20 protein-coding genes are annotated in these 20,849 nt (G+C 44.4%); 16 read left to right on the top strand and 4 right to left on the bottom strand.

The window, feature by feature from the left end:
- Positions 1-6 precede the first annotated feature (6 nt).
- The 4 genes from DBZ36_RS10315 (at position 7) to DBZ36_RS10330 (ending at position 5,346) form a co-directional block, all read left to right on the top strand.
- Positions 7-1,437 (top strand): sigma-54-dependent transcriptional regulator, encoded by a 1,431-nt coding sequence (locus DBZ36_RS10315; protein ID WP_120354860.1) that lies wholly within the window; start codon positions 7-9, stop codon positions 1,435-1,437.
- 158 nt (positions 1,438-1,595) lie between these two features.
- Positions 1,596-3,710, top strand: a complete 2,115-nt coding sequence (locus DBZ36_RS10320) for an LruC domain-containing protein (protein ID WP_120354861.1) — start codon at positions 1,596-1,598, stop codon at positions 3,708-3,710.
- Positions 3,711-3,723: 13 nt separating this feature from the next.
- Positions 3,724-4,311, top strand: a complete 588-nt coding sequence (locus tag DBZ36_RS10325) for a hypothetical protein (RefSeq protein WP_120354862.1) — start codon at positions 3,724-3,726, stop codon at positions 4,309-4,311.
- A 9-nt stretch (positions 4,312-4,320) separates the two neighbouring features.
- Positions 4,321-5,346 carry a glycosyltransferase family 4 protein gene (locus DBZ36_RS10330; protein ID WP_120354863.1) on the top strand — a complete coding sequence of 342 codons (1,026 nt, stop codon included), beginning with the start codon at positions 4,321-4,323 and terminating at the stop codon, positions 5,344-5,346.
- Positions 5,347-5,500: 154 nt separating this feature from the next.
- Here DBZ36_RS10330 and DBZ36_RS10335 read toward each other — a convergent pair whose 3' ends face one another.
- Positions 5,501-6,253 (bottom strand): DeoR/GlpR family DNA-binding transcription regulator, encoded by a 753-nt coding sequence (locus DBZ36_RS10335; protein ID WP_120354864.1) that lies wholly within the window; start codon positions 6,251-6,253, stop codon positions 5,501-5,503.
- Positions 6,254-6,404: 151 nt separating this feature from the next.
- Between DBZ36_RS10335 and deoC the strand changes: the two genes are divergently transcribed.
- The 3 genes from deoC to DBZ36_RS10350 are packed head-to-tail and all read left to right on the top strand — an operon-like array spanning position 6,405 to position 9,668.
- Positions 6,405-7,145, top strand: coding sequence for a deoxyribose-phosphate aldolase (gene deoC / locus DBZ36_RS10340; RefSeq protein ID WP_120354865.1), 741 nt, complete (start codon positions 6,405-6,407; stop codon positions 7,143-7,145).
- Between the two features lie 8 nt (positions 7,146-7,153).
- Positions 7,154-8,680 carry a xylulokinase gene (locus tag DBZ36_RS10345; RefSeq protein ID WP_120354866.1) on the top strand — a complete coding sequence of 509 codons (1,527 nt, stop codon included), beginning with the start codon at positions 7,154-7,156 and terminating at the stop codon, positions 8,678-8,680.
- A 13-nt stretch (positions 8,681-8,693) separates the two neighbouring features.
- Positions 8,694-9,668, top strand: a complete 975-nt coding sequence (locus DBZ36_RS10350; RefSeq protein WP_120354867.1) for an aldo/keto reductase — start codon at positions 8,694-8,696, stop codon at positions 9,666-9,668.
- 65 nt (positions 9,669-9,733) lie between these two features.
- Here the strand turns inward: DBZ36_RS10350 and DBZ36_RS10355 are convergent, their stop codons facing one another.
- Complete coding sequence (locus DBZ36_RS10355; protein WP_120354868.1) at positions 9,734-10,132, bottom strand: RidA family protein; 399 nt, start codon at positions 10,130-10,132, stop codon at positions 9,734-9,736.
- 352 nt (positions 10,133-10,484) lie between these two features.
- On the opposite strand from DBZ36_RS10355, the gene DBZ36_RS20520 reads away from it, so the two are divergent.
- Both DBZ36_RS20520 and DBZ36_RS10360 read left to right on the top strand, forming a co-directional pair.
- Positions 10,485-10,640, top strand: a complete 156-nt coding sequence (locus DBZ36_RS20520) for a hypothetical protein (protein ID WP_158589071.1) — start codon at positions 10,485-10,487, stop codon at positions 10,638-10,640.
- On the top strand, positions 10,640-10,888 hold the full coding sequence (locus tag DBZ36_RS10360) for a hypothetical protein (RefSeq protein ID WP_199711826.1): 249 nt from the start codon (positions 10,640-10,642) through the stop codon (positions 10,886-10,888). The genes DBZ36_RS20520 and DBZ36_RS10360 overlap by 1 nt, the downstream gene beginning before the upstream one ends.
- A gap of 76 nt (positions 10,889-10,964) precedes the next feature.
- Here DBZ36_RS10360 and DBZ36_RS10365 read toward each other — a convergent pair whose 3' ends face one another.
- Positions 10,965-11,681 carry an Npun_F0296 family exosortase-dependent surface protein gene (locus DBZ36_RS10365; protein WP_120354869.1) on the bottom strand — a complete coding sequence of 239 codons (717 nt, stop codon included), beginning with the start codon at positions 11,679-11,681 and terminating at the stop codon, positions 10,965-10,967.
- A gap of 185 nt (positions 11,682-11,866) precedes the next feature.
- Entirely contained in the window at positions 11,867-12,790 is a 924-nt protein-coding gene (locus DBZ36_RS10370) for a glycosyltransferase family 2 protein (RefSeq protein WP_158589072.1), read from the bottom strand.
- A gap of 92 nt (positions 12,791-12,882) precedes the next feature.
- Between DBZ36_RS10370 and DBZ36_RS10375 the strand changes: the two genes are divergently transcribed.
- The 7 genes from DBZ36_RS10375 (at position 12,883) to DBZ36_RS10405 (ending at position 20,834) form a co-directional block, all read left to right on the top strand.
- Positions 12,883-14,265 (top strand): O-antigen ligase family protein, encoded by a 1,383-nt coding sequence (locus DBZ36_RS10375; RefSeq protein WP_120354870.1) that lies wholly within the window; start codon positions 12,883-12,885, stop codon positions 14,263-14,265.
- Positions 14,266-14,398: 133 nt separating this feature from the next.
- Entirely contained in the window at positions 14,399-15,430 is a 1,032-nt protein-coding gene (locus DBZ36_RS10380) for a glycosyltransferase family 2 protein (protein ID WP_120354871.1), read from the top strand.
- Entirely contained in the window at positions 15,420-16,376 is a 957-nt protein-coding gene (locus DBZ36_RS10385; RefSeq protein ID WP_120354872.1) for a glycosyltransferase family 2 protein, read from the top strand. The genes DBZ36_RS10380 and DBZ36_RS10385 overlap by 11 nt, the downstream gene beginning before the upstream one ends.
- Positions 16,363-17,751 carry a lipopolysaccharide biosynthesis protein gene (locus DBZ36_RS10390; protein WP_120354873.1) on the top strand — a complete coding sequence of 463 codons (1,389 nt, stop codon included), beginning with the start codon at positions 16,363-16,365 and terminating at the stop codon, positions 17,749-17,751. The genes DBZ36_RS10385 and DBZ36_RS10390 overlap by 14 nt, the downstream gene beginning before the upstream one ends.
- Positions 17,752-17,864: 113 nt before the next feature.
- The gene (locus DBZ36_RS20760) at positions 17,865-18,593 is read left to right on the top strand and encodes an acyltransferase (RefSeq protein ID WP_199711827.1); all 729 of its coding nucleotides are present in this window, start codon (positions 17,865-17,867) and stop codon (positions 18,591-18,593) included.
- Positions 18,586-19,749, top strand: coding sequence for a glycosyltransferase (locus DBZ36_RS10400; protein WP_120354874.1), 1,164 nt, complete (start codon positions 18,586-18,588; stop codon positions 19,747-19,749). Before DBZ36_RS20760 ends, DBZ36_RS10400 begins: the two co-directional genes overlap by 8 nt.
- 116 nt (positions 19,750-19,865) lie before the next feature.
- On the top strand, positions 19,866-20,834 hold the full coding sequence (locus DBZ36_RS10405; protein WP_120354875.1) for a DUF6635 family protein: 969 nt from the start codon (positions 19,866-19,868) through the stop codon (positions 20,832-20,834).
- The last annotated feature ends 15 nt before the right edge of the window (positions 20,835-20,849 follow it).

Raw genomic sequence — 20,849 nt, forward strand, 5'->3', positions numbered from 1 at the left:
AGGACAATGGTTGCAACTGCGCAAGCATCAATACTTTTAGTCGAAGATAGCGACACCTTGGCAGCAACTTATAGTGCCTATCTGAGTAAGGAAGACCTAAAGGTTCAGCGAGTAGCTACGGGCGCGCAAGCGTTAGTTATACTTGAGCAGCAAAGCCCACAAGTGATGTTACTTGACTTAAAACTTCCAGACATGGATGGCCTTAAAGTTCTCGAATGGATGGTACAACGAAGTATCCCTACTTCAGTGATTATTATCACCGCCTATGGCTCTGTGGACTCCGCCGTAGACGCTATGCGCCTAGGAGTTAGTGACTTTCTAGAGAAACCCTTTGATGCCAAGCGTCTTAAAATGACTGTCAATAACGCGCTTAAGTTACATCGTTTAAGCGCTATTGTTGATGATTACCAGCGCGACGTGAATCGCGATAGCTTTCACGGTTTTGTGGGATCAAGCCTGCCAATGCAGCAGGTTTATCGCATGATTGAAGCGGTTGCGCCCAGTAAAGCAACCGTATTTATTACCGGCGAAAGCGGCACTGGTAAAGAGGTGTGCGCTGAAGCCATCCATAAACAAGGTCCGCGCGCAGCTAAGCCCTTTGTTGCGCTAAATTGTGGCGCTATTCCCAAAGATCTCATGGAAAGTGAAATCTTTGGACATGTAAAAGGGGCATTTACCGGAGCGCATACTCACCGCGCTGGCGCAGCCTTACAGGCTAATGGTGGCACGCTTTTCCTCGATGAAATAGGGGAGATGGATCTTGAGTTACAAACCAAACTACTGCGCTTTGTGCAAACAGGACGTTTTCAAAAAGTAGGTGGCAGTCAAGAAGAAGTCGTCGATATTCGATTTTTATGTGCAACGAATCGAGACCCTTGGGAAGAAGTAAAAGCAGGGCGTTTTAGAGAAGATTTGTATTATCGCCTCTACGTTGTACCCTTGCATTTGTCGCCCTTACGCGACCGTGGGCGAGACATTATCACCATAGCCTTGCGTTTTTTGCAGCATTTTGCGAAGGAAGAGAACAAACAGTTTCGCCGCTTTAGCAATTTGACCGCCACTGTGATGAGTAACTATAATTGGCCAGGAAACGTTAGAGAGCTGCAAAACGTTATTCGCAATGTGTGTGTATTGCACGACGGTATTGAAGTACTGGCAGCGCAATTGCCTTTCCCTTTAAGCCAACATGTGCCCGAGGGGAGTGTCGAAAAAATTGAGCCTCAAGTAGCGCAGCTAAGCACAGATGAACTTAGCGTTAGTGAAGAGAGCGCCAGTGAGTATACGATTCAACCTTTGTGGTTAACCGAGAAACAAGTCATCGAGCAAGCCATAGAGCATTGTGATGGAAATATCCCGAAAGCTTCTGAGCTTTTAGAAGTGAGCCCTTCAACCATTTACCGCAAAAAGCAAGCCTGGGAAGATGCCAATTTAGCCTAAATTGCAAAATGCAAAAACAGCTTGTTGTTAAACGCCTTCGGGCGTTTTTTTATATGTAAATCAGAAGCTTAAAAACTAGGCTTGGTCCTTGCTATACCCATCATGTTAAAGCGATTTAATCATCGCTTTAACCTTGATTTGTAGCGAAAGGATTGCCCATGAGAATGTCATCGTTTGTTTTGCTCGGGTTTTTATTGTTCCCGTTAACAGGATTTAGTGCCCCATTTTTGCAATGTCCAAGCCAAGCCTTTTTAGTCCAGGACTCGGTGGCAAAGATTTATGGTGTGAATCTAGCCACCGGTTTTGTTGAAGAGCTTTCAACAGACATGGGGACAAATTCCAAGCTCAATGCGATGGCATTCAACCTACATGATGATTACCTATACGCTTGGTCTTATGAATACGGAACCTTAGTAAAAATAGGCGATGACTTTCAAGTGTCACCCTTGGCTATCGATTGGCGTGGCTTAGACCCTCAAACTAGCTTTTATGTGGGCGACATTGCTGTTGATGAAAATGCCCATTATTTGTATCGCAGTGGTGCTGCTTTTGGTTTGTATCGCATTGAACTTGATCCTAACTCCCCAGACTTTCTAGCGGCCGCAAAAGTCATTGATGGTAGCGCACTTAACCTTAGAATTTTTGATCTTGCTTTTCATCCATCTGATGGACATTTTTATAGTGTTGATGGTTATGGACAGTTATGGCGGGTAAATAGTTTAAGTGGCGCAAGTGACCTAGTTTCAGATATCGGTGTTAGCGGCACTTTTGGCGCGGTTTACTTTGACCTCGAAGGTATGCTTTATATCAGCCGTAATAGCGATGGCAAAATATTTCAAATTGATGTGAGCCAGAGTGAGCCGATCGCGATTGAATTTGCACAGGGACCTAGCTCTGGGAATAACGACGGAGCACGTTGCGCTATCGCGCCAATTTTGTCGCAAGAAGCCAATATTGACTTTGGAGATGCCCCTGATAGTTATGCAAGCTCGCTAGGGGTTAATGGTGCTAGGCATCAATTGGTGGCTGAAGCCATTCGCTTAGGATCCTTAGTTGATGGTGAAAACGATGCTCGAGTATTCCCGCTCAGTGACGATAGCGATCAGTGGCGAGATGATGAAGATGGCGTAGCATGGGTTACTCCAGCGCAACAAGGCCTTGAGTTTCTGGTGCAAGTGATCGCGTCCAAGGCAGGCTATTTAAATGCTTGGATAGATTTTAATAGTAACGGTCTCTTTGATGTCAATGAGCAAGTTTTTGAAGGTTTTGCGCTCACTAAAGGTTCTCAAACCTTGTTAATTGAGGTTCCTATTGATGCTGTCAAAGGCGATACCTGGGCTCGTTTTAGAGTTAGTTCAATTGAACAACTTCAAGCCGGCGGCGGCGCCCCGGATGGCGAAGTTGAAGACCTACAACTATATATCGCTGATCAAGGAAATTCAGTTAGTTTTTATCCCAATGCAAGTGGTTTTGCTACGGTAGCCTTTGAGGACAACTGGCCTGCCCAGGGCGATTACGACCTCAACGATTTAGTTTTAAAACTGCAAACACGAATCATTAGTGATCAAAATGCTCAACTTGTAAGTTTAGAGTTACATGGCAGTGTTCGGGCTTTAGGCGCGAGTTATCACAATGGTTTGGCCATCCGCGTACCGGGCATAATGCGCCAGCAGGTGCTTGAAAATAATATCAATTTTGAAATCAATGGCCAACTAGTTATGGCTACCCCGCTAGACGTTGACGACAGTGAACTTACGGTTGTAATCGCTGATGACGTCAGAGATTACCTAAATGTAGACAACACCTGTGACTTCTACAGGACCCAAAGCGGATGCACCGCTTCGGGTGAGCTGCGTTTTAAAGTGGTGTTGCCCTTTGCTAGTGGTCTTGCGTTATCGGCACTTCCTCCAGCACCATTTGATCCCTTTATTTTTGCCAGCGAAGACTACCCCAGGTGGCCTATTTTTGAAACTAGCCCAGGTAAAACTTTAGAAATTCACCTTAAGAATCAGATGCCTCGCGACATTGTAGACGATAGCTTTTGGTCAAGCTTTGACGACTTTAGTCAGCCTAGCCAGGGTGCTTATTACCAGAATGAGCGAGGACTACCGTGGGCAATCTTAATCCCTTACGACTGGCAACACCCCTGGGAGCGGATCCGTATCTCAGATGCTTATCCGCTATTTATCCCATACGTACTTAGCGAAGGGCGTGAATATAGTGATTGGTACTTAATCGACAACGCGAAAGCAGAATTTCTTTTTAGCGACTAACAAAGGACAACCCATGAATCAAATGACTCCCTTAACCATGCTACCTTTGATGTTCCTAAGCGCCTGTGGTGGCGGTGGATCTGGTGGCGAAACTGTCAGCTCTACCGACACCAATGTTGGTTCAAACAACAATTTTCAAGGCGCAACTACTGGTAATTCAAGCGCTTCATCCAATAGCAGCTCAAGCTTCAGTTTGCTTGAATCACAAGCTGAGGTAAACAATGATAACTCGCAGCAAAGCGCTTCAACAATTGCAGCTTCTAATCTTGAATTAAGCGACTTGCAAGCCGCCGCTGAGTTTGACTTTTCTAACGATGAGCAAGTTAACGTCAATATCAGTTATCCCGGTTTTGATGCTCAAAAACGTTATATCAATATCTGTACCCAGTGGCTTGATCAAGACCTAGAGATCATCAACTACAACTCTTGTGTTTATCGTGGGCAATTAAGTGCTGATGAGTTAGAGATAAAGCTTAGTCTAGCGGGCCACTCTGAACAGTTGATAGCCGAGGTTTTACTGTTATCCCTGGCCGGTTCAAGTTCAGAGATAGTGGTACAAAGCATCACTACTGATCAACAACAAATTGAATTTCAATTCTAAGGGAATGTGATGTCTAAATGTTGCACACCCACCATTTGTATGTTTCTCGATAGTCGCGGCATAGGAGGAATTGAAAGCCATGTGTTACAGCTGTCTGCGGCCTTGCAAGCACAAGGCTATAGTGTTCGCGTGTTGTTTTGGAAAGATTATGGTCAGCAGCATCCATTGCACACACAGCTAATTAGCAAGCAAATCCAAGTGATTTATCTAAATGGCAGCATTGCGCGTCTTCGCTCATATGTACTTAAGCAAGGTGTATCGGTTTTACACTGTCATGGTTACAAAGCTTCGATTTTAGCGCGTTTGTTTTGCCGCACCAGTCGAGTTCGCTTAGTCTCAAGTTACCACGCCGCAGAAGCTTGCACGGGAGCCCTAGCGTTTTATACCAAGCTTGATTTTTATAGTGCTCGCTTATCCGATGCCAATATCAGCGTATCGCTTGCCTTGCAGCAACAGGTAAAAGGCACATGCGTTCACATCGACAATTTCGTGAATATAAATCCTGTAAATGAGCGTCCTTTACGCCTAAAGCGGCCGCAAATTGCGTTTGTTGGTAGAGTGGTTGCGGTTAAAGCGCCACAACGGGTGTTGGAACTCGCTGCTCACTTGCCCGGTTTTGATTTTCTTATCTATGGACATGGAGATATGGAACATCAACTCAAACAGAGCTCTCCAGCTAATGTGATTTGGAAAGGTCAAGTTAAGAACATGCAATCCCATTGGAAGCAGATTGATTTATTGTGTTTAACATCATTGCAAGAAGGATTGCCCATGGCCGTGTTAGAGGCTATGGCAAATAAGGTTCCGGTGATGACAACCAAGGTGGGGGGGCTTGCAAGCTTGATTGAGCATCGGCGTAATGGTTACATGTTTGAGCACTTTAACGCACTAAAATGGAGTGAAACTCTGCTTGATTGGCAATCGCTAAGCAAAAGCCAAGCCGAACATCTGCAAAGGCAAGCTCGCGCTAGTATTGAACAGCATTACTCGGCGAAGGCGCTATTACCGCGATTCCAACAGTTGTACGGCTGCTAAGTTCTTGTCTGAAAGGCTGGCTTAGTCCAGATTATAGAAAGAAACCAAAAGATAGTAAAACGAAATGTAACTTGACTAATAAGCCTATAGTTGAACTGTAAACGCACCCAATTATGGGGAACAGCAGAGTCTCTTGAGGTTATAGACTCGCGGTTCAATTCAATACCTTTATCCCTGCTTGCGTATATAAGTCGATGTCATGTGGAGGTGTGTCGGTCACTAGAACGTCGATTTGTTCAGCCCGGGCAAAAACAGCTAAGGATGTTTTTCCCAGCTTGCTTGAGTCACACATGAGAATGATTTCACGGGCTTGTTTTACCATTAGACGCTTTGTTTCAGCTAGGTTTAAGTCAGCGACTGAGGCGCCTGAATCGATTGAAAATGAATTGGTTCCCATAAAGGCTTTGTCGACATTTAGGGTATTTACGATAGAGTCATTGCCGAAATGATAGGTGCAGTGATAATGGCGTTTAACTAAGCCTCCTAAAAAAATAATATCTAAATCTTGCCCGTGTTCAAGCACGCTAGCGACTTCGAAATCATTGGTAATAACCTTCAAGCCCTTCTTATTGAGTAGACCTTTAGCTAGTTGTAGGGAAGTGGTTCCAGTATCTAGAATAATGGTTTCGTGATCGTCAACCATGCTTGCTGCCAACGATCCAATGCTCAACTTTTTTGTTTCATGCAAACTCTTTCGTTTGTCTGAACCTAGCTCGAAACTAGCTTTGGATTTTAGAATCGCCCCCCCATGTGTTTTTACCAATAAGCCGAGTTCTTCAAGCACCTTAAGGTCTGCACGAACGGTAGCTGCAGTCACCCCATAGTCTCGGCTTAAATCGGCTACCGATACCTTGCCGTGAGAATTAAGAATCTCAATGATGTGGTTTTGTCGTTCTTCGGCAAACATGGCAGATCCATTCAAATTAATTGAGTTTAAAGTAACAAAATGAGTCGACAATGAACATTAGCATTTTTGCGATGAATGTCACATCGAATTATCTTTTATTTTTCTTTGTTATCTTTTATTGTGTTTATATATTTTTAAGGCGAAATAATCTATGAAAGCTCAGCAGCATGTTGTGGTGTCTAATTTGGCACGAATGATCGACTTAAGCGCAGTTCAAGCGCAACATCAACAGCGAGATATCGAAGCCGTTGCCAAATTAGCCAGACATTACGATCTCATTTCGGTACATGTTTTACCGGTCTGGATGCCGCTACTATCGCAGTTATTAAACACCAGCCCATTGGTGCGCCCAGCTGGCCCGGTTGGCTATCCTAGCGGTGGGCATGTGATAGCAACCAAAGTTGCTGAGCTCAAGCAGCTGATTGTTGACGGCGCTCAAGAAGTTGATTGTGTGGTTAACATTGGCAAAGTCTTAACTGGAGATTTCGAATACATCGAACAAGAGCTAGTTGCTTTGGTAGCTGCGGCGGGTGAAGTGCCAGCTAAAGTAATACTTGAAACTCACTATCTAAATGAAGCCCAAATCCGGCGGGTGTGCGATATCGCTATCACGGCTGGAATGACGTGGATAAAAACATCGACGGGCTGGGCTGAGTCGGGCGCCACTGTTGAAAAAGTGAGTATTATCGCTGATCAAGTCAAAGGCCGAATTGGTATAAAAGCAGCGGGCGGCATTCGCGACCTAGAATTGATTAAACAATTGTATGCGCTCGGTGTACGCCGTTTTGGTTTGAGTTTAAGTACTGCCACTATGGTTCTTAGTCAGCTTGAACAGCAACCTGAGTTATTTCGCGAGCTTGAATCCAACCTTGAAGCCTCAGCTCTGAACTAGGAAAACCGATGAACGCAGTGATTCTTGCCTTAGACATTGGAACCGGAAGCGCGCGAGCCGCCTTGGTCGAACACAACGGCACCATTCAAGCGTTGGTTCAGCAAGAATATGACCAAAACACCCCACGCCAAGGCTGGTCAGAACAACAGCCAAAGCTATGGTGGGATAGTATTTGTAGCTGTATTTCACAGCTTAAGTTACTGCATTCTGAGATTTTTTCGCGTATAGAGGTCATTGCTAGTTGTGGGCAAATGCACGCCCCGGTACTGCTTGATAGTAACGGTCAGTTGTTGAACGAATATGCGCAACTATGGAACGATAAGCGTTGTCAGCAGCAAGTATCAAAGTTTAAAGGGTCTAATGATTGGCAGTCTTTATTGTCTAAAACCGCCAACCCTCCGACGACAGCATGGCCAGCCTTCAAATTAAAATGGATTCAAGAACACGAAACGCAGCTTTGGGCTAATACAGCTAAGGTATTGATGCCGAAGGACTATATAAATTTCTGCTTATGTGGAGAAATTGCCACCGATCACAGCGAAGCTTCTTGTTTTTATTTAATGGATGCTTATTCTCAGCAATGGGACCTAGAGCTATTAGAACTGTTTTCAATAAAAGCCCAACAGTTACCACCCATTGTCGAATCGCATACCATTATTGGCTACACTCAAGCGGCGGTGACGCATACGGGATTACCCATTGGGATTCCGGTTATTGCAGGTGCTGCTGACATGGTTGCTACTTTAATTGGCTCGGGGGTTTGTAGCCCTGGACAAGCCTCAGATAGTACCGGAACTTCAACCCTACTTACGGTACTTGGGTCACAAGCTAATACCGCCAATCCACTGCTTAATAACGTACTCATAAACCAGCATGTTTGGGGTAACTTTTCTATTCTCGACGCTGGGGGAGACGCTATGCGCTGGGCACGTTTGGCGTTTCATGATAATCAAAAAAGTTATCAAGAGATGTTAACAACGGCGCGTGATTCAGCCTTAGGTTCGAGTCAGCTCATGTTTTTGCCCTACCTTAGCGGTGAAAGAACTAACGCGGCTAGTCGCTCAAGAGCTCAGTTTTTCGGTTTGAGTCGAAACCATCGTGCGGCGGACCTTTATCGCAGCATACTTGAAGGCGTTGCGATGGCCGCCCAGCGAAATTTGCAGTTGATGCGTAAGCAAGACCATAGTCCGGTTACGCAAGTTATTGCTTCTGGCGGCGGGGCTAAAGATAGATTTTGGCTTGAAATTAAAGCCTCAATTTATGACCTGCCAATAGTTAAACCAGAGTGTGAAGAAAATGGCATTTTAGGTTGCTGTATTTTAGGAGCGTTAGCGATTAATAAGTACTACAGCTTACAAGAGGCTTGCGCTCGGGTTGTGCACTACAGCGAACAAGTATTGCCTGATCCGAAAATGCGAGATTATTACGCGCATGCGCAAGTTTTATTCGACCAACTTTATACGCAATCTCAACAGCATTATCTCAGCTTAGACAAGCTGGCAGTTTTGGCGTCATCAACCCAAAAAACCTCATAGGATACTCATAAGTATGCAATACAAAAAAATAAAAGACTTAAACGCATCGGCAATTGGATTTGGTTGCTGGGCAATGGGCGGCACTTGGAATAACGTTGATGACGATGAGTCGATTCGCACTGTTCACGCAGCCATCGACCGTGGTATTAATTTTTTTGATGTCGCTCCAGTTTATGGCTTAGGGCACTCTGAAATCATGCTTGGCCGAGCGTTAAAGACTCAAGACCGCAGCAAACTAATTATCGCAAGCAAATGCGGTTTGCCTTGGAACGCCGAAAAACAAGTCCGCAATGATTTAAGTGCAGCCAGTATTGAACGTGAATTGGAAGAGTCCTTAAAACGCCTCGGCACGGACTATCTAGATTTGCTACAAGTTCATTGGCCTGATCCAAATACCCCCTTAGAGCAAACTGGTGACGCTTTAGCAAAAATTTGGGCTTCAGGAAAAGTACGCCATATAGGTGTGTGTAACTATAGCTTAGGCGATGTCGAAATCTTGCAAGAATATGTTGATATCGCAAGTTTTCAAGGGCTCTACAACTTACTAGAGCAAGATCCGACTCACTATCATAATATCGAGTTAGATTATCGCAGCCGCAGCAAAGTCCTACCATTTTGTGCAGAAAACGACATGAAGTACTTACCATATAGCCCGTTGATGCAAGGTTTGTTAGGGGGGGATTTCAACGCGAGCAATAACTTTGATCAAAACGATGATCGCTTCAATAACCCTAAGTTAAACGGCGACGACTTCACACCCTATTTTAAGTGTGCACAGCAACTTAAAGCGTTGGCTGAGCAACACCAGGTTCCACTTGCTCATTTGGCGATTCAATGGTTGGTTGCCCAAGCTGATGTTGGGCCGGTAATCGCAGGTGCGCATCGTGTTTCACATGCAGTCAGCAATGCCGAAAGCTTAGACACTATGTTAAGTAGCACGGTGTTGGATCAGGCACAAGCCATTGTTATAGCCGCTGATTTAGCATAATAGAAACAAGCCGCTTGTTAAGCGAAGCGGCTTCTTCAACGAATAAGCTGAATGTTGACTGAGTATTAGGGCTGTGCTTTAGGGCTATTTTTCTTAGCTGTCACTTCAATCTCGATCTTCATGGAATCGTTGAGCAAGCGCGCTTCAAACATGGTTGCTGCTGGGCGAACTTCGCCTAACCATTTTTGCAAGATTGGCCAACAATTTTCGAAGTCGTCTCGATTGGGCAATATGTATCGAATACGCACAATGTCACTGATGCTACATTGGGCTTCTTCGAGCACTGACTGGATGTTTAGAAAACATTGTTCGGCCTGCTCCGCGACATTGTCGCTTATGGACATTGTGCTGTAGTCGTAGCCGGTAGTTCCCGAAATGAATACCAGTTGATCCTCAACAACGGCTCTTGAGTAGCCAATTTTAGCCTCAAATTCGGAACCGCTTGAGATTAGTTTTCTAGTCAAATGATTGAACTCCGATATAAGTGATTTGATGTCATAAAGAGACTCGATACGTTTGGACATCAGAGGAAATCAGCTCAAGAGCAAGGGCTAATTTATAGCTCTTTGTCATTGCTAATTCGCAGCTAAGTCTAGCGGCTATGCTCCGAGTCTTCTATAAGCTGGTTAACTATATACCGAGTTCATTTGATCTTGGACTTTTTTTCTTGATTACATTTCTAGAAAAAACCATATTAGACAATATCTTAAGGTATGGATGTGCGAAGCGTATTTGAGTCTTGAGAGCTAAGAATGATTTTACTTAAGCCGGTAGTTAGTTCATTCCGATGATTAGTCAATTCTGTGAGGAACATAGATGAAAAGATCATTTGATATTGTTGGCGGGCCCTTCAATCAATTGGCTTATGTGACAAGCTCAAAAAATACTGTTGGGGGTCTTCGAGCAGCGGATGAGCGATGCGCGATGGGCCTATCTGATTGGTTTGATGCGCTTTTGGGATTTCGTAGTTAATGCTCGGCACTATCGAGTACGTCGCTACGCTTAAGGGCAATGAGATAATCGAACAGTTAAAACGAGAAGGATGGAAAGTCCGCTCGCAATATAGTCCATTAGCATTTGATAAAGGTATCGACTTTGATAGCTATGAGCTAGTACTTGGCTCTAGCACTTTATACATGCAATGGGACAATTGGTTTGAATGGAAACTAAGTGGGCCACCAACATTTATTGAGCAGTTAAAGCAACGATTCGAGCTTTAAACATGCTCTAGTTTTACAGCATAAGCCTAAGTGTTTAATCAATTGTTATTAGGCTTATTCGTTGTAGGTATTCAAATTACTTACCTTGTTTTTTGTGCGAGCGCTTATACGCTAAACCTAAGCAGGCTAAGGCAAATAGACCGGCGCTTAAGGGCTCAGGCACATTTGTAGCAGCCAAGCTGCGGCCACGCAGTGCGACACTTTCGTAGGCGATACTATGGTTGTCAGTTTCAAAATTACTTCCGTAAAAGGTAATGCTTTCGATATAGTCTTGGCTTGTTGACGCAAACAGGTTAACAAAGGCATAGGGCTCTTTAGTATTGCTGTTGGTGCGATTGGGATTGCCGAAGTGATCAGCTACCAGAGCACTTGAGTCCAGAATCGCTTGAGTGGTAAATTCAAGAGTTTCAGTTGCTGTGTTTACCCGCAATAAGTTACCCCCATCACCGGCGCTCCACCAAAATCCAAAATAACTTACAGGGTCAAAAAAGTTGAGGCTAACCGCACTTTGCTTACTACGAGGTACAAATAAGTAGTTACCAATGCCTTGCGCGCCTCCCCATGGTCCAGCAGCTTGTATAGAAGGTTTACCTGAGTCGATAAAATACTGTCCAAACGAGGTGCGGTATCCATCCAGCTGTGATGTGCTTATACGGTTAAAGTCTTCAACTCGTAATTCTGAGTTTACTTGAGAGCTTTGAACAGCTGCGTCTTCAATGCTTAAGATCAGTGAGGCATAAGCTTGACTCTGAAGTAATGCCAAAACACTAAAACCTAGTAGTTGTTTAATCATCGTAAAATCCTTGTTCCGAGGCTAGTTATTCATTTATTTACTGTTTCCATACTAGCTATAGCGAGGATCGTGCCGATTTTTAATTATTGATAAATATCAATGCCTTAATGCTGTTTTGGTGCTGTATGTTATTAGTATTCGCGTTTTGCAAACAACTCAATTCTAGATTCTAGATCAAGGGTGAATCAGCTACGTCGCCCCGGTAAAGCATTGGCGATAAGTTCTCGACTAGTTCTCCATGTAGGTTGGAAACTTAGTGCGCTTAAGCGGTAAGCGAAAGCCATCCATTTTTTCCCCTTGCTTTGACTATACTCGGCTTTGGCGATCAATAATCGGGCTTGGGCAATGGCGCGTTGCGGCAATTTAAAATGGTGTTGGTAACGGGCAATGATCTGCGATAAAGCCTGAATTCGTTGGTCTTGAGCACTGGAATGGGAGTCGCTGCGCATCAGGTAAGTACAATCGCTATCGCGAAGCACAGCAACAGGCGCAGCAAGTGCAAGTTTTATCCACAGATCCCAGTCTTCAGCGGAGACAAGGTCTTCATCAAAGCCGCCAACGTCGAGAAACAAGCTACGTTTAACGACTACTGTAGAGGTGCCGACCCCGTTTTGTGCAAATAAATGAGCTGCAAATTTTGGTTCAATAACATATGCATCGTTTAAATCTAGGTAGTCTTTATAGCTTGGCCAAAACTCAAAACATGTACCTAAGTTTTCGCCTAGCTCGTTTTGATGTAAATAGTCTCCAAAACTAAAGCCAAGCTCTGGATGTCGGTTATGAATCGACATTTGATTTGCCAGTTTTTGTGCACTCCATTGATCATCGGCATCTAAAAAGGCGATGTAGGGCGCAGTAGAGTGCGAAACTGCTAAGTTTCGGGCATGAGCTGGGCCTCGTCCTTTGCCCTTAACTATTTTTACATTTATTGAGTTGGCTTGGTATGTTTGAAGCCAAGCCCATGTTCCATCACTTGAACCGTCATCTACCACAATAAGCTCGTAGTTGCGGTAAAGCTGCTCGGTTACACTTTGAAGCGCAATTTTTAAGTAGTTCAGACAGTTGTAAGTGGGGATGATGACGCTGCATCGAACCGATAAATCAATCATATTTTCTCCTTGGCACTGTGGTTGCTTATATCTAGAAAGATAAAGCCAGTTGCAAATTGCAATAACAGGCTTACTGCAACCGGAGTGCCAACATGAATGTTGTGATAGAAACATCAAGTTATTTTCGTAAAGACATAGTGCTTAGCTTGTTGTTTTGCCTACTTATTTCCCTTGCGTGGTACCAGTTCGCTCATCCGCTTATCGTACTCGCGGCGGGGTGTCTTCCATTTGCAATATTAGCAGTGCTGCGCTGGCCAATATTGGTGATATTAGCCTTTGTTATCTTCTCTTTTTTTAGAATTCATGAAGCTTATCCTGCGCTCTACAGTTTACGTATTCCGCAACTACTAGCGTTAGCGAGTCTAGCAACGCTGGCCTGGCATATAGGGCTAAGTGGCAAGATCCGTATTTTTTGGACGCGTGAAATGAGCTATTTGGCCTGTTTTGCGCTGTTGTGTTTTATCTCGGTGGTTTTAGCGAGCAACCGTGGACTCGCGATGGCTTATTTCAATGGTGTGTTTAGCAAAATTATACTGATGAGTTTTGCAATTTGTTGGATGCTGCGTTGCGGCAAAGACTTTGTAATGAGCGCAGCTCTTTTTATTGTGGCTGGGTTTGCGATAGCAATTGTTGCCTTGCAAAACGCAGCGCTTGGCATAGAAATGGTTGAAGGTACTCGTGTCACGATAGGGCGCAGCTTTGGTTCAGTACTTGGCGATCCTAACGATCTAGCACTTACACTGCTATTTCCCTTAAGTTTTGCAGCTAGTTTTAGTTTACATCGAATTGCTTGGTGGCAACGTGTCTGTGCCTTGGTTGCGTTTTCAGCGCTGCTAATGGCCATGATTGCGACTCAAAGTCGCGGAGGGATCTTAGGCATGTTGAGTATATTTGCGGTGTTAGGGTGGCGTCGAGTTGAAAACAAAGCCCTACTGATTGTGCTAGCCATGGCTGTGGGGTTGTTGCTACTTAGTTTGGCTGGAATTGACCAGCGTAGTTCCGGTGGAGCTCTTGAGTCGGGTATTGATGAGTCATCGATGGGGCGGATTTACGCGTGGCAGGCAGCATTTGGTATGGCTTTAGCGCATCCATTTACAGGTGTAGGACTAGATAATTTCTATAGTAACTACTACTTCTATTCGAGCCATTGGGATGGAAAAAACCACGCTGTACATAGCACTTGGTTTGGCATTTTGGCTGAAACTGGTTTTACTGGAATCATCGTTTTTGCGTTGATGATCAAGCAAGTTGTGATGCGCGCTTTAGAGAACCTTAATCTCATTCAAGAGCGTCAACTCGGCGCCAGTCTGATAGGGTTTAGTGAAGCGCTGTTTTCGGGTTTGTTAGCTACCATCGTCGCTGGCACCTTTCTAACTCAAGGCTTTACTTGGCCCTTCTATATCCTATTCGCTTTAACCATCAGTTGCTCGCAGTGGCTACAACTTAAGCCTGAACAGAAACGAGTATCCTCTTGATGCTTGCAAATTGCGAAATCACGCATATAAATCTTCGAAATAGTTCAATAAGCATTTGAAAAATAACATTTTTAAATTATTGGTTTAGCTTTTGCACTATCCATATCAATGTAGCTAATTGGATGTCTAAGCCATGAACAAAATATCTGTAGTCGTAGCGGCCTATAATTGTGAAAGCACTATCGAAGCCTGTTTAGTATCGATAGAACAGCAAAGCTTTATCGAGTCTCTGCAAGTAATTGTGGTGCTTGATGCACCGACGGATAACAGTGCGCAAGTGGTGCAAAGATTTTGCCGTGACCGAAAGGCATTTACTGTTGTTGCTTTGCTTAAGAATGTTGGGGTTTCCATGGCCCGAAATATAGGTATGCAACATAGCCAAGGCGAATACATTGGCTTTGTGGATGCCGATGATCAATGTCACCCACGTATGTACCAATGCCTATTTGAAGCGGCTTGTGAGGGGATGGCTGATTTAGCTTACTGCGAAATGGCCGCATTTAGCACGCAATCTCCCAGCGAGCGTAATCAAGCGATGTCTTGTGAGTTTTTGTTTCAAAATACTTTTGTTACCAATAAAATTTTTAAACGCGAACTGCTAATTAAGCACAAAATTCAGTTTTATAAAGATCAGATTTTCGAAGACGAACCCTTTGTCTATACCGCCTGGTTCAGCAGTCAGCAGACAGTGGCTGTTAATCAACGCTTGTATTTCTATCGGGTAGGGCAGCAAAGTTTGTGTAATGACCCTAACAACCAAGGTCTCAAAGCGCGTAATAACTTGCACGAAAAACAGCTGATGCTAAGCCGTTTTATGCTCGATGTTCAAAATCGTCATCAACTAAAGAACCAAGCTGATAAAATCCTAGAATGTCTTTGTCATCATGCTCTTGCCGCGCTGTACTACCGACTTCCCTTATCTGATTTGCTAAGCTTTTATTCGTTTATTAACTACCTTATCGACAAGTACGGACTTCGGCCATATTGCACCGATAGTTCGAGCTACTATGTTTCTCGATTTACGAAATTTCAAGCATCACCGTGGTTAATCGTAGCCCTAAAACTACGTATCGCAATGGTGACTCATGTACAAAGCCTACGATTCGGACTGAAGTCCTTTGGTTCGAAAGTGTTGCTCGTTAAGCAGGTGGCCTATGAGTCTTAAGCAAATTAATGTCTCGATTGTGGTGCCTGTTTACAATACCCAAGACTACGTTTTGCAATGTTTGCAAAGTATTGCAGCACAAACCATCGATAACCTAGAGATTGTTGTGGTGATAGATGCTGCAACTGACGACAGCATAGGTTTAGTTAAAAGCTTTCAGAACCGAAACCCGCGGCCTGTGCAAGTGATTGAGCTGCTTAAAAATCAAGGTTTAGCCCAAGCTCGTAATATTGGGATTCAGGCCTGCCGTGGTCGCTATATAGGTTTTGTGGATAGCGACGACTACATTAATCCGTTTATGTACAGTTGCCTGCTGCAGGCAATTGAACGCGAGCACGCCCAGTTTGCGTATTGTGGGTTTACGAAGTTCAACTCGCAACAGCAATTTGAATTTGTATCGCACGATATTGCTGAAAATACCTCAGTGTGTAACAAATTATTTTGCCGTGATTTTATTCGAAAAAATCAGCTTGAATTCAGTGCTGGTGAATTGTTCGAAGATGAATTGTTTAGCTACAAGTCATACTTGTTGGCAGACCACCACGTTTGTGTGCCTCGGCCTGATTATTTCTATCGTATTAATCCTTTAGGAATCTGCCGTAGTGCCAATGGCGACGATAAACGACTTAAAGCGCGCGAGCATTGCTTGAATGACTTTATGCAAAAAATGCAGGATTCAAGGTTGATCGATGCCGGTGGCCCTTTGTTCTTACGCATGTTATGCCGACATGCTTTTTTACAATTGAGCAGTAGTGTCAGTTGGCTAAAACTAATCCAGTTTTGGCGCTTTGTTGATGACATGATTGAGCGCTACAACTTGCAGCTTTACCGCGCCAGTTGTGAGCATGATTACTTTGTCAGTCGCTATTTCCGTTGGAGGCATAGCTTGTGGGTCTTATGGCTGATGCGCAAGCGAGCACGGAGGCTTGGCGATGCAATGGGATAAGCTAAAGAATACCTTTCAATTAGCAATTTATAGTGTATTGCTGGTGTTGCAAAAAGCAGCTGGTTTGATCTTAATTCCAGTGAGTACGCGCTACCTCAGTCTTGAGCAATATGGCCTAGTTGAGGTACTGCTAGTCCTGTTTTCGTTTTGTTCCTTATTGGAAATTAGTGCCGGAACGCTGCCTCGATTTATAGAACGGTATTCGACACCACGGCAACAACAATTGCTGATTAGTACCGCTTTTAGTTTAAGCCTTGCTTATGGCAGTGTCTTAGCCTTACTGATTGGCTTGGGACTGCGCTTTTCTGGCTTTGAAGTTTTGTCACTCTATAGCGACAGCCAAATAATAAAAGTTACCGGCATTATCGCGCTTATGATTGCTCTGCAACCTTTATTGATGTGGCTACGCGTGGTCGAGCGGGTCAATGCGTATGCAGTCGTCGTCCTTATTCAAGTTGTTTGCCAATTAAGCTTGGCGATTGCAGGATTAAAATCAGGTCAGGGAATTGATGCGATTCTAAATGCTAGCTTGCTTGGAAACGCGGTGGCCTTATTAATGGCTGTATTGTTTAATCGAAAGCAGTTGGCTTTGCGATTAGAGACAGGCCTGGTGACTTCCATGTTGGTCTACCAGCGTTACTTAATTGCAGCTTCTATGTGCTTATTCGTATTACACGGTTTTGATCGAATCTTTTTAGCCTCAAGTCTTGGTGCTGAAACCTTAGCTCAGTACGCAGTTATGGTGAAGCTTATTGAGGCAATGGCCATGTGCTTTGGTGTTTTGGAAGCCTGGTGGCATCCACGCAGGTTTATGGTGCTTAGTCAAGATGGTGGCGAGCGCAAGGTTCTACAAGTTCATCAGATGATGCTAATGGCACTGATGCTAATCATGCTCAGCTGTTTGGTGCTGGCGCCAATTGTATTACCGCTTTTGATCCCCGAGCAATACTTGCAAGGCTTGCAATGGTTGCCGTTACTGGTTTTAGCGGGTGGATTTAAGCTAGCGACATCGGTTTTCGATATGGCCTGCTACCTCAATGCGAAACCGGTATGGTTATTTAGGGGTAACGCCGCCGCAGCGGTTTTGGCGCTGGTCTGTTATGCACTTTTAGTTCCAAGCTACGGCATTTGGGGCTTATTGCTGAGTTTAAACATCGTTTATGCCTCCCGACTAGTGGTGTTCTTTTACCTTAGTCAATCCATCCGTCCATTGGCTTACCAATCTTCATGGTTGTTCATTGCTTTGTTGTTGCCGCTTGTTTTTGTTGGTTTGTCATTAAGCACCCTAAATGACTGGTTTTCTCTAGCCGCTCTGGTGAGTTTGGCTTGGGCATTTTTAACACGCAGTAATGCCTCCAGGTTGAAACTGAACTAAGCGTTGCATAATGCAAATATGTTTTTATCTATTTGATATTTATAGGTAAATTTTATTGGCCTCATATTTGCAATCTCTGATTAAGTACACGATATAGCATTAAGGAAAGCCTAATGACTCGAGACATGATAGCCAATACCCGTGTTTGGTTGAAACATAGTCAGCATCCGCTCGCGCAATTTAGTTTTAAACAGCTTAAGGCCATACGGCAATTCAATCTGCCAAAGATCCCGTTGATTTTTGACCTGTGTTACCGACTTTGGGTATTTGCTAGTAGCGTAGTGACGGCAGTGCTGCGGGTTTTGTGGTGGACACCATTGTTTAGAGGTCAAACGCAAGGCACTAGTCGCAGGCTTTACCTATACGGCGGTATACCGCTATTGGGAGAGGGCTTAGTCATGCAGATTGGTGATGATTGCCGAATTAGTGCCCATACCACTTTCAGTGGACGCAGTGAGCAGGGTAAACCGGCACGACTATCTATTGGTAACAATGTTGACATCGGTTGGCAATGCACGATAGCGGTTGGGACCAAGGTAACGATTGCTGACAATGTACGCATTGCTCAAGGCTGTTTTATTGCTGGCTATTCAGGGCACCCGTTGCAAGCAGACTTGCGAGCCGCCGGCCATGCCGAACCCGCCCATTCGCGCAGTTCTGTAGTATTAGAGAGAGATGTTTGGTTGGCCTCAAAGGTAAGTGTACTGCCGGGAGTTACCATTGGGCAAGGTACGGTGGTAGCAACCGGAAGTATTGTGACTCGCAGCTTACCTGATGGAGTTTTAGCTGCTGGAATTCCAGCAAAAGTGATTCGTAAGTTGGAGGATAGTTCTAATGCCTAAAGACTTAATTGTATTTGGAGAAGACTGGCAACGTCATCCAAGTAGTAGTCAGCACGTGGTCACACAATTGGCTGCTTATCATCGAGTGCTATGGGTTAATTCGATTGGTTTACGTCAACCCCGATTATCGCTAAAAGATGGTAAACGGATTGTAGAAAAGCTGTTCTCGATGGTGAAAGCAAGATTATTTAGTCAATCAAATCAACCAAAAAGCGACTTACCGCAAGCCCTCATCGTATTGTCTCCGATTGTATTTCCAGCGCCACAAAGCTCCTTATTACGCGCTCTGAACCGACAACTACTGAAATGGCAGGTGAATCGAGTTGCGAAACGAATGGGGCTACAATCTAGAGCCTTGTGGATCGCGTTACCCACAGCGGTGGATATAGTTGGGCACCTACAAGAAGATAATGTGATTTACTATTGTGGTGATGACTTCTCGGCCTTGGCTGGCGTTGATCACCAGCATGTAACTGCTTGCGAAAAAGAACTTGCAGCAAAAGCTAATCACATTTTGGTCGCAAGTGAGAAGCTAAGCCAAAAGTTCTCCAAACTAGGTTATGCGTCGAAAACAGCCATGTTGCCCCACGGCGTTGATTTCGATTTATTTTCCAAACCTGCCGCACTGGCTGCCAATCTTTGTAAAGAGCAGCCAGTTGCAGGGTTTTATGGCAGCATCGCGTCTTGGTTAGACCTAGATTTGATCGCAAAAGCGGCGCGTCGTTTACCGAATTGGCGCTTTGTTTTTATCGGGAACATTCAAACCGATGTAAGTATGCTGCGGAGTTTACCAAATATAGAATTCTTACCCGCAGTGGAGCATAGTGTATTACCTCAATACGTGCAGCATTGGACTATTTCGATGCTTCCATTTCGGCAGTGTTCGCAAATTCGCAGTTGCGACCCGTTAAAGCTACGCGAATATTTAGCGGCAGGACGGCCCATTGTCAGTACCGATTTTCCAGCCTTGCGACCTTATACTGGACTGATTACTGTTGTAGATGACGTGGAAGACTTTGTAAACGCCTTGCTTAAAGCTGATCAAAGCTCGCAAGATCTACTGCATCGCCGTGGCGCATTCCAACGCTTAAGTGTTCGCAGTGAAAGCTGGAAGCACAGAGCCTTGCAAGTTCATCGACTAATTGACGCTTACTAAGAATAATCATAAGTGCAGATATTCCGCAGCTGGCCTTGCTCCCAATGCAGGGCTTGTTGCTAAGCGCTAGAGTGTTAAAATCGTGACCAGATTTAGAGACGAGTCGTTTAGTATACATGCCACCTTCCGTTAGCAGCTTTAACCAAGCTGAGTTTGAAAACCTACTTTGGGACTCGATTGGTTCCGGCGCACAAGATTATTTTCGCGATTGTCACCAGCGTGTTGATAGCTTTGTTACTCAAAATTTTCAGTATCCCGGTGCATTTCATCTCAACCGATTGGCGATAGGCTGGGACTTGATCAAAGCCCCGTTAAATCTATTTTGGGCTCCTTTCTATTTGTTGTTTATGTTGATGGCATGGATAGCTAAAAAACTAGGTTTTAAAACGATAGCGTTGGCATTGCAAAAAATCCCCAGTGGATTTTCAACCCGTGTTCAACTCTTTCTTGAACAACAATGTTATCAGCAGTTATTGCAGCGCCCGATTAAGCCTGGCGATAAAGATGGCTTGCGTGATGCCATCGAAAATCGCTTGCGCATGGCAATGTCCGCTAGTGATTATGCTGTGGTTGGCCCGAGTTTAGAGCAGCAAATTAGACCCCTGCTTGATGAAGCGATTAATCACTATACCCTGAGCCGCACAGCCAGCGCGGATATTAGCAACTCGATGCTAAGTATGGTGATAGGGGTATTTGCTTTTCAAAAGTATACACCTGGAGGTATTGCACTAGGTTTATATGGGGCAGGATGGTTGGCAAAATGGATAGCCATTGATGAGTTTTGGGCAGGGCCTTGGTTAGGTCAACTTTACTACACTGTCTTCGATGCAAGTCCAAGCATATGGGTTAGTATGGGGAGCATAACTATTAGTATTGTGTTCTTTGCCGTAGTTGCTTGTTTTTCTGGTCTAATCATCGATCCATTGCAAGCCCGACTCGGTATCCATCAATGGCGCTTGCGGCGCATGCTGGTTAAACTGGAGCAAGATTTTAAACGTAAAAGCCGTTCTAGTTTTCGACCCAAAGAACCTTATATCGCACGAATATTAGATATTTTGGATATCGCGAGAATTCACCTTAGTTAGGCCGTATGGCTTGTA

Origin of the sequence: Alginatibacterium sediminis, from assembly GCF_003610775.1 — a bacterium.
Classification (GTDB): domain Bacteria; phylum Pseudomonadota; class Gammaproteobacteria; order Enterobacterales; family Celerinatantimonadaceae; genus Alginatibacterium; species Alginatibacterium sediminis.